This window comes from Methyloversatilis sp. S146-33, assembly GCF_059552495.1.
In genome coordinates, this window is record NZ_JCANOT010000015.1 from 182,021 (window position 1) to 195,346 (window position 13,326).

Below are 13,326 nucleotides of genomic sequence, written 5' to 3' on the forward strand. Positions count from 1 at the left end.
GGAGGACAGACCTTGAACAACTTCCGCAGACTGGCCCTTGCGCTCGCGCTCGGATCGACCTTCGGCAGCGCCCACGCCTACGTGAACATCGTGTTCGACTACAGCTACGACAGCAGCGGCTTCTTCACCGCCGACCGCAGGGCAACGCTGGAGCAGGCCGCACAGGCCTTCGAGACGCGGGTGTTCGACGACCTGACAGCCATCACCTCGACCCCGGGTGGCAATGGCGTCGTACTTAATCTGGGCCCCCTCGGTAGCTCGAACGTCGGACAGCAGGTCACGAACGCCAACATCGCCGCGAAGGAGCTCCGCATCTACGTCGGCAGCAACAGCAACGGCGGCCTGAACTATGAAGAGAGGATTCCCGTGTCGGCCACGTCGGGTCAGATGGGCCTCACCCCCACGACCACCGACATGGCCTATGGCAACGCCGCCTTCTCGCGCGGCCAGACGGGCTGGCCGGACAGCGAATCCGGCACCTGGGGCGGCACGCTGAACTACAGCAGCAATGTGAACTGGTACGCCGACACCGACGTCAACACGACCGAATCCTTCGCCGGGCAATGGGATCTCTACACGGTGACACTGAAAGGACTGGTCAGCATCCTGGGTGCCACCGACGACGGCATCGACACCGGCTGGCTGTCGCTGATCAGCGGGATCGGCAATTTCAACGGTGCAAAGGCGAAGGCCGAATACGACGTGCGCAACAGTCGTGGCGTTCTGCAGGCCGTGCCGCTGGAGAAGGTCTTCTCCGCCAGCACCCGCCTCCAGGCGAATATCCAGGGCGAGCTGGACGACGGCAGCATGCAGCTGGCGCTGCTGGCCTGGGGGCTGTCCATGGGCGAGCGACGCCATATGACGGAACTGGACTACGCCATCCTCGACGACATCGGCTGGGACGTCACCGGCTTCACCGAAATGCCGAATACGCCGCCGGTGCCGGAACCGCAGACCTGGGCCATGCTGGCTGCCGGTCTCGGCCTGATCGGCCTGCAGGCGCGGAAGAAGATGCGCAGCTGATCGCGCCGTCGCGTAACGAAGGGCTCCGCCAGGGCGGAGCCCTTTTCATTTCCGGGCCTGCGGCCGGCGCCGTTCAGTCCTCGACCGCGCCGCGCAAGCCGTGTTTTTCAATGCGATAGCGCAAGGTCATGCGGCTCACGCCGAGCCTGCGCGCGGCCTCCGACACATTGCCGCGCACGCGGTCGAGCGTGCGTTCGATCAGCCAGCGCTCGGCCTCGTCCAGCGTCATCGACGCGAACGGCACCGCAGCGGCGTCGGCACTGGCGATGGTCGCCGACGGCAGGCCGAGGTCGGCCGCACCGATATCCCGCCCCTGGCACAGCAGCACGGCACGCTCGATCAGGTGCTTCAGTTCGCGCACATTGCCCGGCCAGTGATAGCGCTGCAGCGCCGACAGCGCGACCGGGTCGAAGCCGGGTTCGTCGAGTGCATAGCGGCGCGCCGTCTGCGCCGCGAAGTGGCGGGCCAGCAGCGTCACGTCGTTGCCGCGCTCGCGCAGCGGCGGCATGGTCAGCGTAACCACATTGAGCCGATAGTAGAGGTCGGCGCGGAACTGCCCGGCGGCGATCATCGCCGGCAGGTCGCGATTGGTGCCGGCGACGAAGCGCGCGGCAATCGGCCGCTCGCGCACCGAACCGACGCGCCGCACGACGCGTCGCTCGATCACGTTGAGCAGCTTGGCCTGCATGTCGAGCGGCAATTCGCCGATTTCGTCGAGGAAGGCCGTGCCGCCCTCGGCCGCTTCGAGCAGCCCGGCGCGCGCGCCCTGGGCACCGGTGTAGGCCCCCTTCTCGTGGCCGAACAATTCCGCTTCGATCAGTTCGCGTGGCAGGGAGGCGCAGTCGATCTGCACGAAGGGTCGGTCCTGCAGCGGCCCGGCGCGATGCAGCAGGCGCGCTGCAACGTCCTTGCCGGTACCGGTTTCGCCGACGATGAGCACGGTGGGCGGCGGCGCGAGGCTGCTGCCGGTCAGGCCGGCCAGCGCGACCACCTGTTCGCGTGCCGCCCGCATGGCCGGGCTGTCGCCGAGCAGCAGCGCGTTCTCGCTGACCTGGCTGTGATGGCTCTCGCGGCTGCGCGAGTAATCCACCTTCTGCCTGAGGCCGGCAGTGCGCAGCACGCGCTCGACCACCAGTTGCAGTTCTTCCAGATCGACCGGCTTCTTCAGGTAGTCGGCCGCCCCCAGCTTCATCGCCCTGACCGCGTCCTCGACTTCGCCGTAGGCGGTCAGCACGACCACCGGCGCAGCACGATTGTCGGCATTCAGTTCGGCCAGCAGGTCGAGGCCGTGGCCGTCCGGCAGACGCAGGTCGAGCAGTACCACGTCGGGCGCAAAGCCGCCCAGCGCCTCGCGCGCCTGCAGCAGCGTCGTCGCGTGCTGGCAGGCATAGCCGGCGCTGCCCAGCCGGCGCGTCACCGCGCGCGCGAACAGCGCCTCGTCCTCGACCAGCAGCAGGCGGGCCGCCGTGGGCGGCGCCGACGGCAAGGTTTCGTCGACGTCAATCATTCCAGGGTTCGACAACATGCGCTTCCTTCGATGGCAGCACCATGACCGCTTCGGTGCCGGGGTCGTGATGGATGAATTCGAGGCGGCCGCCATGCACGTCGCACACCTTGGCGGCGAACGGAATGCCCAGGCCACTGCCCTGCAACTTGGTGGTGGCAACCGGCCGCAGTCCGCGCAGCGCTGGACTGCCGTTCATGCCGCTGCCGTGGTCGCGTACCGACAGCGACACCTGGCCGCCGACGCTGGCGTGCCGCAGCACGATTTCGCCACCCGGCGACGACGCCTCGATGGCATTGATCAGCAGGCCGAGCAGCGCCTGTTCCATCAGCTGGGCGTCCAGCTCGACCATGCCGCCCTCGCCCCAGCCGATGCGCCGCAGCCGGATACCCCGTGCCTCCATGCGGTCGCGCGCCAGCTGGGCGACGGTGTCGAACAGCGCCGTCACCTGCAGCGGCACGCGCTGCGGCTGCAACGGATGCAGGTAGGACAGCAGTGAATAGGTCCACCTATCCAGGCGGTCGGCGGCGGCGATGATGCCTGCCAGCCCTTCCCTTACGTCGGCCGGCAGCGCGGCGTCGTCGATCACCTGAGCGGTGGCGCGTATGCTGGCCAGCGGATTGCGGATGTTGTGCGCCACCACCGGCACCAGCGCGCTCAGCGTGGCCTGCTTCTCGGCACACAGCAGCGCTTCGCGGCTGGCCGCCAGATCGGCCGCCATCGAATTGATCGCGTGCGACAGCCTGACCAGTTCGGCCGCACCGCGCTCCGGTACGCGGTGCTGCAGCTGTCCGCGACTGATGTTGCGGGTGGCGTCCATGATGGCGGCAAGCGGCTCGGCCACGGCGCTGCGCAGATAGCGCCGGAACACGATGAAGATGACGGTGGCCAGCAACAGCGGCAAGGCGAGCAGCCAGGGCACCACGGCTTGCAGCACGCCGAGCCGGCGATCGACCGCGCGACGCTGTTGCTGCAGCTGGCTTTCGAACTCGCCGAGCCGCAGTTCGAAATCGTGGAATGCGCCGCGCTCAAGTTGCAGGTCGAGCCGGCTGCTTTCGGCACGCGCCGCGTCGGGCGACGCCCGCAGCAGCACGTCGCCATAGCCGCGAACGCCTTCATAGGCCAGACGCAGCGCATCGACGACTGTCCGCTCCTTGGGCTGTCGCACCTGCCGATAGACGAGGTCGAAGTGGCGATCGATGTCGTCGGCGTAATGTGCGAACTCGATCGCCGCGCCAACGTCGGCCAGGAAGGCGTGGTCGAACACCTCCTTGATCTGACGGTAGAGGCTGCCGCGCATCTCCAGTACCTCCGCGCTCATTCCGGCAAGCCGGTCGCGTTCGCCGGCGGCGTCCTGCCACAGCTGCAGCCCGCCCCACCCCATCGCGCCGGAGAACAGCAGCAGACCGAGATAGAACGCTGCGTAACGCAGCTGCAATCTTTTCAGGGAATGCGCTTCACCGACGAAATGGCTGGCCAAGGCCCGGACACGCCTCATGGTTGATCGGCGAAGACAGTGCAAGAAGCACGCCCGGAACCGGGCGGTGTGCGGCGACCGACGACGACCGGCGCCCCCCTCACCCGAGGCGGCAGCGTGCGGACACCACATGACGATGGCGCAACCTCGCCGACACGGCCGACGGGCGTGGCGAAGCCGATGCCACACGCGGAGAGGCCACCCGGGGTGCACAGCCGGGTGGCTGACTGAAACCATGTCGTGTCATATCAACCACCATGAGAAACCGTCTGTCATGGTGGACCGGCGTCTCCCGACGTGCCCGGGAAACACGCCTGCGTTAACGGTGAGCAATACCTCGAGCAGGTGACGTCGGCATGTGCGATGGCAACGGAGGCGTCAGCAACAACCGGCCAGACGCGCGCGCGAATTCGCGCTGGACCCGTCAAGGCGGCGTTTGCGCTCGACGCAAGCCTCCGGAATCGGAGGCCGTGAACGAAAAAAGCGCCTGGAAGAACAACCAGGCGCTTGATTCAAAAGGATTTTTCAGTGGCGGAGAGGGCGGGATTCGAACCCGCGTTAGGTTTTCACCTAAACACGCTTTCCAGGCGTGCGACTTAAACCACTCATCCACCTCTCCGCGAAGACGCGAGACTATATCAGAAACCCTGCCGCTTGTTCGCGCCCGAGCGCGCCGCAAATGCTGCGGGCCGGAAAGCAGAAGGCCCGCTTTTGGCGGGCCTCTTGCCTTACAGGTGCCGGCTTTCGCGCGGGTTGCGCGGTCGGTCTAGGGATAGGCGGGGTCGTGCCTTCAGTAATCTACGCCTCCGCCGGTCGGCGCACTGCGCGCCGTGTTGCCGAGATTGGGGTAACGGACATGTTCGACCAGATCCTGCGTTTCGGCGTCGGGAGTCGGCGTCAGCAGGCTGACGACGATGAGCACGACAAAGCCGGTCGGAATGCCGAAGAAGCCGCATGAAATCGATTCGATGCCGAACCAGGCGTTGCCGATGTCGCCGCCGAAGAAGGGATGGGTGATGGCCGCATAATAGAGGCACATGCCGAGCCCGGCCACCATGCCGGCGACCGCACCCGCCATATTGGCCCGCTTCCAGAACACGCCGCACACCAGCGCCGGAAAGAAGGCCGACGCGGCGATCGAGAACGCCAGCCCCACCATGAAGAGGATGTTGTCGGGCTTCAGCGATGCGGTGTAGGCGGCGATCAGCGCGACCACCAGCAACAGCGTCTTGGAAATGACCAGCCGACGCTGGGTCGAGGCGTTCGGATCGATCACCTTGTAATAGACGTCGTGCGACATCGCGTTGGCAATGGTCAGCAGCAGACCGTCGGCAGTGGACAGCGCAGCCGCCAGACCGCCGGCAGCGACCAGTCCGGAGATCACATAGGGCAAGCCAGCGATCTCCGGTGTCGCCAGTACGATCACGTCGGTGTTCAACGTCAGTTCGGCCAGTTGCAGGATGCCGTCGGCGTTGATGTCGTCGATCTTCACCAGCCCGACCTTGCCCCATGAAGCGACCCAGCCCGGCAGGGTGGAAATGGTCGAGCCGACGAGGTTGTTGTACACCTCCCACTTGGCGAACACCGCGTAGGCGGGCGCCGTGAAGTAGAGCAGGAAGATGAAGAACAGCGACCAGAACACCGATTCGCGCGCTTCCTTGACGCTGGGCGTCGTGTAGTAGCGCATCAGGATGTGCGGCAGCGAGGCGGTGCCTATCATCAGGCAGATCACCAGCGCGATGAAGTTCAGGCGCTTGTTGTCGGACTCCGCTTCGTCCTTGCCGGCGTGCGCTTCGGTATGCGCAAGCGGCGGCTTCGCCTTTGCCTCGGCCAGCTTGCGCGCCTCGCCCCACTTGCGCCGCGCTTCGGCCTCGGTCTTGGGAATGTTGCGCAGGGCCATTTCAGCGGCGGCGATCTGCTTGGCCGGCGCGTTGGCCGACTTCAGTTGGTCGAGCTTTGCCGTCAGCTGCGCGCGCTCGGCGTCGAGGGAGCCGGGCAGGCCCTGGATCTTCCTGTCGAAATCGTCGGCCCTGGCCTTGTACAACGCATTGACCTCGACCTCCTTCGGCGCCGCGAACAGTTCGGTCTCCTTGGCCGTCAATTTCTGCAGAACCTGACCGTACATCGCCTGCGGCACCGGCACACCGGTCACCTTGGTCGACAGGATGACCACTGGAATCAGGTAGGCGACGATGAGGATGATGTACTGCGCGACCTGGGTCCACGTCACCGCACGCATGCCGCCGAGGAAGGAACACACCAGGATGCCGGCGAGACCGACGAATACGCCGACCTCGAATTCCAGGCCGACGAAGCGGCTGGTGATCAGCCCGACACCGTAGATCTGCGCGACGACGTAGGTGAAGGACGCGAGGATGGCGGCGACGACGCCGATCAGGCGCGCCAGGTTGCCGCCGTAGCGGGCGCCGAGGAAATCGGGAATCGTGAATTCGCCGAACTTGCGCAGATAGGGAGCGAGGAAGAGCGCGACCAGACAGTAGCCGCCGGTCCAGCCCATCACGAAGGCCAGGCCCTGGTAGCCGCTGAAATACAGCGTGCCCGCCATGCCGATGAAGGACGCGGCGGACATCCAGTCGGCGCCGGTCGCCATGCCGTTGAACAGCGCCGGTACCCGGCGGCCGGCGACGTAGTACTCGGCCACGTCGGCGGTGCGGCTCATGACGCCGATGCCGGCGTACAGTGCGATGGTCGAGAACATGAAGATGTAGCCGATCCACTGCGACGACATGCCCAGCTGTTCGGCGACCGCCAGGAAGGCGACGAAGATGAAGAAGCCGCCGGCGTACCAGCTGTACATCTTCTTCAACTGCTGATTGAAGGTGGCCTGCGTGTGAGGCATGGTCAGCGGTCCTCGCTCACGCCGTACTCACGATCGAGTCGGTTCATCACTCGTGCGTAGTAGCCGATGATGATCACATAGACAATGAGCGCGCCCTGCGCCCCCATGTAGAAGGCGAGCGGCCAGCCGAGGAAGGTGATCTCGTTCAGCGAGCGCGCGAAATAGATGGGTACGAAGGTGACCAGGAACCATATCGCCAGCAGAACCGCGGTGATGCGAAGATTCCGGCGCCAGTATTCGCGGTGCCGTTCTGACAACTGCATACAGGTCTCCTCCTGTGGCGTCATGTCGGCGAAGTCGTCGCGACGCCTTGTCGTCGTCATGCAGGTGCGCCGGCCTGTTGCCGCGACACGAATACCGATGACGTGACGCACATCATGCAGTCCAATCTTACTGCCCGCTTACACCGCCTCGATATGGCGGTGCAGCATGCATTCAGGGTAGCCGCCAGTCGATGCGGACGCGGTCGAGCAGGCGCTGCGCCTGGACCATCGCCTGCTTCAGCACCACCCGGTCGAGCGCATTGAGCAGCCGCGGATCGATGCGGTTCGCCGTCGTCTGAACGTGTGTCGGCTCGCCCTCGCCCTGGCGCTGCAGCCTCAGCTGCTGGATGACGAAGAACGCTCGAATCATCGCCTCGACGTCGTCGCCGGCCAGCCCGCCCCTGCGCGCAAGCGCCCGCAGCCGCGCGCTGGTCGAGCGCGCCGTAACGCCGTCGCGCAGGGCCAGCAGCCGCGCGCAGTCGGCGAAGATGCGCGCGCCGCCGGCCTTCAGATCCAGCGTGTGCGGTGCGTCGCGCACGTCGTCGACGCGCAGGCGCCCCAACAGGCCCAGCGGTACGCGTGCGCGCAAGGCGTTCTGTGCCATCAGACGCAGGAAGCGGGTGCCGACAGCAGCCTGTGTCACCTGCTCCGTCAGCAGCGTGTCGGCCAGGGCGGCGTCGCCGTGCAACGCCCGCAGATCGAAGAAGATGTTAGCCGCTAGCAGCGCTTCCGGCTGGGGTTCGGCGATCCAGCCGGCGAAGGCATGGCGCCATTCGTCGAGCGACAGACAGCAGCGCGGCTGACCGGCCATCACCCCGCCCTCGCACAGCGGAAAGCCGAGCTGCGCCAGCGCGCGGTTGATGTCGCCGGCAACACGCAGCAGAGCCGGTCGCACGCTGTCGGCGGCCAGGCCGGGCGGCGCCTCGAACACCAGTCCATTGTCCTGATCGGTGCAGAAGGTCTGTTCCATCCGCCCTTCCGAACCGAAAGCCAGCCAGCACCAGCGCACGCGATCGAACACCGCGCCGTCCGGGTGCATGGCGCGCACGAGGTCGATGGCGCGTGCGGTCAGTGCGTCGTTCAGCGCGGACAGGTGCAGCGTCAACGCCTCAGCCGAGCTGCCGCCCTGCAATTGAGCGAGGCCGAAACGGCGCACTGCGCGCGCGGCGTCGGCCAGCGCGTCCAGGTCGCTCGCCGCATGAATTTGACCGGCAAGCGAACGGATGTCGCTGCGCAGCCTCGCGTACAGGTCGTTCTGCGCGATCACGCCGAGCAGCCGCTGGTCGTGATCGGTCACCGCGATGTGGCGTACGTCATGGCGGGCCATCAGTCGCGCCGCGTCTTCGCCGCTGCAATCGGCGTCGAGCACATGCAGCGGGCTGCTCATCACCCGCGCCACCGGGGTGTCAAGCGACAGGCCGGGCAGCAGCACGCGCCCCGGCAGGTCCGGCAGCGTCAGGATGCCGACCGCGCGGCCGGCCTCGGTCACCAGCACCGAACCGACACGCTCGTCGTTCATGCGCGTCAGCGCTTCGCGTAGCGATGCATCCGCAGGCACGCAGACAGCTGCGCGGCGGATCAGGCGATGCAGGGGAAGATGGAGATCCGGCCCGCCGAGCGGCGGGCCGGAGGTCGGTGTGGTGTCAGCGGTACTCATCGACACCCCACCGGAACGGGCAGAGCCGCGGCGCGGGAGACGCGCCGCGGGCCCCAATCAGAGGGTTTGCGCCAGCTGGTCGAGGATGGCCGGGTTTTCCAGCGTCGAGGTGTCCTGCGTGATCTGCTCGCCCTTGGCGATCGAGCGCAGCAGGCGGCGCATGATCTTGCCCGAGCGGGTCTTCGGCAGGTTGTCACCGAAACGCAGGTCCTTCGGCTTGGCAATCGGACCGATCTCCTTGCCCACCCAGTTGCGCAGCTCGTTGGCGATCTGCTTGGCTTCGTCGCCGGTCGGGCGCGAACGCTTCAGCACGACGAAAGCGCAGATGGCCTCGCCGGTCAGATCGTCCGGACGACCCACCACAGCGGCTTCTGCCACCAGCGGGTGCGCCACCAGCGCCGACTCGATCTCCATCGTGCCCATGCGGTGACCCGACACGTTCAGCACGTCGTCGATACGGCCGGTGATGGTGAAGTAGCCGGTCTTCGCGTCGCGGATCGCGCCGTCGCCCGCCAGGTAGTAACGCCCCTGGAAGTCGGCCGGGTAGTAGCTCTTCACGAAGCGGTCCGGATCACCGTAGATGGTGCGGATCATCGACGGCCACGGCTTCTTGACCACCAGGATGCCGCCCTGGCCCCAGGGCACGTCATTGCCGGTTTCGTCGACGATGGCAGCCTGGATGCCCGGGAAGGGCAGCGTGCACGAACCCGGCACCATCGGCGTGGCACCCGGCAGCGGCGTGATCATGTGACCGCCGGTTTCGGTCTGCCAGAAGGTATCGACGATGGGGCAACGGCTGCCGCCGACGTTCTGGTAGTACCACTCCCAGGCCGCCGGGTTGATCGGCTCGCCGACCGAACCGAGGATGCGCAGCGACGACAGGTCGTAGCTCTTCGGGTGCACGGCGTCGTTCGCATCGGCCGCCTTGATCAGCGAGCGGATGGCGGTCGGCGCGGTGTAGAACACGGTCACCTTGTGGTCCTGGATCATCTTCCAGAAGCGGCCGGCGTCCGGGTAGGTCGGCACGCCTTCAAACACGATCTCGGTAGAACCGCAGGCCAGCGGGCCGTAGGTGATGTAGGTGTGGCCGGTGACCCAGCCGATGTCGGCGGTACACCAGAAGACATCGGACGGCTTGATGTCGAAGGTCCACTTCATCGTCAGGATGGCGTGCAGCAGATAGCCACCGGACGAATGCTGGACGCCCTTCGGCTTGCCGGTCGAACCCGAGGTGTAGAGCAGGAACAGCGGGTGTTCCGCCTCGACCCATTCCGGTTCGCAGGTGTCGGCCTGACCTTCGAGTGCCTCGTGCAGCCACACGTCGCGGCCGGCAACCATATTGCAGGCGCCACCGGTGCGCTTGTAGACGATGACCGTCTTGCACGATTCGCAGCCACCCATGCCGAAGGCTTCATCGACGATGGGCTTGAGCGGGATGTTCTTGCCGCCACGGCACTGTTCGTCGGCGGTGATCAGCATGACCGCGCCGGCGTCGCTGATACGGTCGCGCAGCGACTGGGCGGAGAAACCGCCGAACACCACCGAGTGGGTGGCGCCGATGCGGGCGCAGGCCTGCATCGCGACGATGCCTTCGATCGACATCGGCAGGTAGATGACGACGCGGTCACCCTTCTTGACGCCCTTCGAACGCAGTGCGTTGGCCAGGCGGCTGACGCGGACCAGCAGGTCGCTGTAGCTGACGCGGGTGACGGTGCCGTCGTCCGCTTCGAAGATGATCGCGGTCTTGTCGCCCAGACCCGCTTCGATGTTGCGGTCCAGGCAGTTGTAGGACACGTTCAGCTTGCCGTCTTCGAACCACTTGAAGAACGGGCGATTGTCTTCATTCAGGGTACGCGTGAACGGCGTCTGCCAAGTCACATGCTCGCGAGCCAGACGAGCCCAGTACCCCTCATAGTCGCGCTCCGCCTCGGCGCACAGAGCCTTGTAGGCATCCATGCCGGACACGGCGGCATTGCTCACCATGTCTTGCGAGGGCTGGTACACGCGAACTTCCGTAGCTTCAGACATACAACCTCCTCCGTCATCTCAAATCTGCAAGCAGGCGGATGGAAACCGCCGTGCAACGTACGGCCTTGTGGGCCGCCGACAGGCGCAGAACTTCGCGCTCGTTTTTCTTCCATCGATTACAGCCTTTGCGGCTTACAGACCGCTTACGCTCGCGGACCGAAGCTGCAAGAACCGGATGGTAATATCGGCGCCGTCTTTTGTCTTATATTCGACTGCGCATGACTAATCTTGGACGTGTTCTAAAAAGCCTCATCTTCGCCAGTCGCTGGCTGCAAGCCCCGCTCTACTTCGGACTGATCGTCGCCCAGGCGGTGTACGTTTATCTGTTCATGGTCGAGCTGTCGCACCTGGTCCACAAGATCGGCAACCTGACCGAAACCGACATCATGCTCATCGTTCTGGGCCTGATCGACGTGGTGATGATTGCCAACCTGCTCATCATGGTCATTGTCGGTGGCTACGAAACCTTCGTGTCCCGACTGAACCTGGAAGACCATCCGGATCAGCCGGAATGGCTGTCGCACGTCAACGCCGGCGTGCTGAAGGTGAAGCTGGCCACCGCCCTGATCGGCATTTCGGCCATCCACCTGCTGAAGACCTTCATCAATGCCGGCCAGCTCGACGACCGCGTCGTGCTGTGGCAGGTGGTGATCCACATGGTGTTCGTCGTGTCGGCCATGGCCATGGCCTATACCGACAAGCTGATGACGCAGACGCTGGTGCTCAACAAGACGCACCACTGAGCGCAGCCCGGGCCGCCACGAGCGGCCCCCTTCAATACCCGAGGACCTTTCCATGAGCCAACCCATCCGCCAGGACGATTTCATCCAGTCCATCGCCGACGCCTTCCAGTTCATCTCCTGTTATCACCCGCTCGACTTCATCCAGGCGCTGGGTGCGGCCTACGAGCGGGAGCAGTCGCCGGCGGCACGGGACGCGATCGCGCAGATCCTGACCAACTCGCGCATGTGCGCCGAAGGCAAGCGTCCGATCTGCCAGGACACGGGCATCGCCGTGGTCTTCCTGAAGGTGGGCATGAACGTGCGCTGGGACGCCACGATGAGCGTGACCGACATGGTCAACGAAGGCGTGCGCCGCGCCTACATGCACCCGGACAACACGCTGCGCGCCTCGGTGCTGCTCGACCCGGCCGGCGCCCGCAAGAACTCGAAGGACAACACGCCGGCGGTCATTCACTACGAAATCGTGCCGGGTGACCACGTCGAGGTGATCTGCGCGGCCAAGGGCGGCGGCTCGGAAAACAAGTCCAAGATGGTCATGCTGAACCCGTCCGATTCCATCGTGGACTGGGTGCTGAAGACGGTGCCGACCATGGGCGCCGGCTGGTGCCCGCCGGGCATGCTGGGCATCGGCATCGGCGGCACGCCGGAAAAGGCCATGCTGCTGGCCAAGGAATCGCTGATGGAGCCGGTGAACATCCAGATCGTCGCCGACAAGGCGGCGCGTGGCGAAAAGCTCACCCGGGTCGAGGAACTGCGGCTGGAGCTGATGGAGAAGGTGAACGCGCTGGGCATCGGCGCCCAGGGCCTGGGCGGCCTGTCCACCGTGCTCGACGTGAAGATACTCGACTACCCGACGCACGCCGCCTCGCTGCCGGTGGCGATGATTCCGAACTGCGCGGCGACCCGCCACGTGCATTTCCACCTCGACGGCTCGGGCCCGGCGAAGCTCGAACCGCCGCGCCTCGAAGACTGGCCGGCGGTGACCTGGCAGGCCGACACCAAGACCTCGAAGCGGGTCGACCTGAACACGCTCACGCCGGAAGAGGTCGCCTCATGGAAGCCGGGCCAGACCCTGCTGCTGAACGGCAAAATGCTGACCGGCCGCGATGCTGCGCACAAGCGCATCGCTGACATGCTGGCCAAGGGCGAAAAGCTGCCGGTCGATTTCACCAACCGCGTCATCTACTACGTCGGTCCGGTCGATCCGGTGCGCGACGAAGTGGTCGGCCCGGCCGGCCCGACCACCGCCACCCGCATGGACAAGTTCACCGAAATGATGCTGGCGCAGACCGGCCTGATTTCGATGGTGGGCAAGTCGGAGCGTGGCCCGGCGGCGATCGAGGCCATCCGCAAGCACAAGAGCGCCTACCTGATGGCGGTCGGCGGTGCCGCCTACCTCGTATCGAAAGCGATCAAGGCGGCGAAGGTGGTCGGCTTCGAGGACCTTGGCATGGAAGCGATCTACGAGTTCGACGTGGTCGACATGCCGGTCACTGTCGCCGTCGACTCCGGCGGCACCTCGGTGCACGAAACCGGTCCGAAGGAATGGCAGGCAAAGATCGGGAAGATTCCTGTCGCCACCGCGTGATAGTCTCCAGCGCTACCTGAGGCCGGCACCGCCGGCCCGATAAGCGGACCGGCGCCAGCCGGTCCGCACAGCAACAACAGAGGCCGCCTGGAAGCGGTCCGTATTCCCCGCAGAAAAATCCGCCGTCGTGCCGCACAGGCACGGCTTCTGTCTTCCCGCGCGCAGTGCGTGCAGAACGGAGGC

General features: G+C 65.8%; 9 protein-coding genes and 1 tRNA gene. 3 read left to right on the top strand and 7 right to left on the bottom strand.

Annotated features, from left to right (window positions below; translation table 11 throughout):
• Positions 1-12: 12 nt before the first annotated feature.
• Positions 13-1,023 carry a PEP-CTERM sorting domain-containing protein gene (locus AC51BJ_RS03670; RefSeq protein ID WP_496279350.1) on the top strand — a complete coding sequence of 337 codons (1,011 nt, stop codon included), beginning with the start codon at positions 13-15 and terminating at the stop codon, positions 1,021-1,023.
• A gap of 73 nt (positions 1,024-1,096) precedes the next feature.
• Here the strand turns inward: AC51BJ_RS03670 and AC51BJ_RS03675 are convergent, their stop codons facing one another.
• The 7 genes from AC51BJ_RS03675 to acs all read right to left on the bottom strand — a co-directional run bounded on the left by AC51BJ_RS03675 (position 1,097) and on the right by acs (position 10,812).
• Positions 1,097-2,548 carry a sigma-54-dependent transcriptional regulator gene (locus AC51BJ_RS03675; protein WP_496279351.1) on the bottom strand — a complete coding sequence of 484 codons (1,452 nt, stop codon included), beginning with the start codon at positions 2,546-2,548 and terminating at the stop codon, positions 1,097-1,099.
• Positions 2,523-4,025 carry a sensor histidine kinase gene (locus AC51BJ_RS03680; protein WP_496279352.1) on the bottom strand — a complete coding sequence of 501 codons (1,503 nt, stop codon included), beginning with the start codon at positions 4,023-4,025 and terminating at the stop codon, positions 2,523-2,525. The genes AC51BJ_RS03675 and AC51BJ_RS03680 overlap by 26 nt, the downstream gene beginning before the upstream one ends.
• Positions 4,026-4,533: 508 nt before the next feature.
• Positions 4,534-4,623 (bottom strand) — tRNA-Ser (locus AC51BJ_RS03685).
• Positions 4,624-4,794: 171 nt separating this feature from the next.
• On the bottom strand, positions 4,795-6,864 hold the full coding sequence (locus tag AC51BJ_RS03690; protein ID WP_496279353.1) for a sodium:solute symporter family protein: 2,070 nt from the start codon (positions 6,862-6,864) through the stop codon (positions 4,795-4,797).
• A gap of 2 nt (positions 6,865-6,866) precedes the next feature.
• Positions 6,867-7,127, bottom strand: a complete 261-nt coding sequence (locus tag AC51BJ_RS03695) for a DUF4212 domain-containing protein (protein WP_430434324.1) — start codon at positions 7,125-7,127, stop codon at positions 6,867-6,869.
• A 172-nt stretch (positions 7,128-7,299) separates the two neighbouring features.
• Entirely contained in the window at positions 7,300-8,784 is a 1,485-nt protein-coding gene (locus AC51BJ_RS03700; protein ID WP_496279354.1) for a DUF294 nucleotidyltransferase-like domain-containing protein, read from the bottom strand.
• Positions 8,785-8,841: 57 nt separating this feature from the next.
• The gene (gene acs / locus AC51BJ_RS03705) at positions 8,842-10,812 is read right to left on the bottom strand and encodes an acetate--CoA ligase (RefSeq protein WP_024300394.1); all 1,971 of its coding nucleotides are present in this window, start codon (positions 10,810-10,812) and stop codon (positions 8,842-8,844) included.
• A gap of 218 nt (positions 10,813-11,030) precedes the next feature.
• On the opposite strand from acs, the gene AC51BJ_RS03710 reads away from it, so the two are divergent.
• Complete coding sequence (locus AC51BJ_RS03710) at positions 11,031-11,555, top strand: TIGR00645 family protein (protein WP_496279355.1); 525 nt, start codon at positions 11,031-11,033, stop codon at positions 11,553-11,555.
• 52 nt (positions 11,556-11,607) lie between these two features.
• Positions 11,608-13,143 (top strand): fumarate hydratase, encoded by a 1,536-nt coding sequence (locus tag AC51BJ_RS03715; protein WP_496279356.1) that lies wholly within the window; start codon positions 11,608-11,610, stop codon positions 13,141-13,143.
• Positions 13,144-13,326 lie beyond the last annotated feature (183 nt).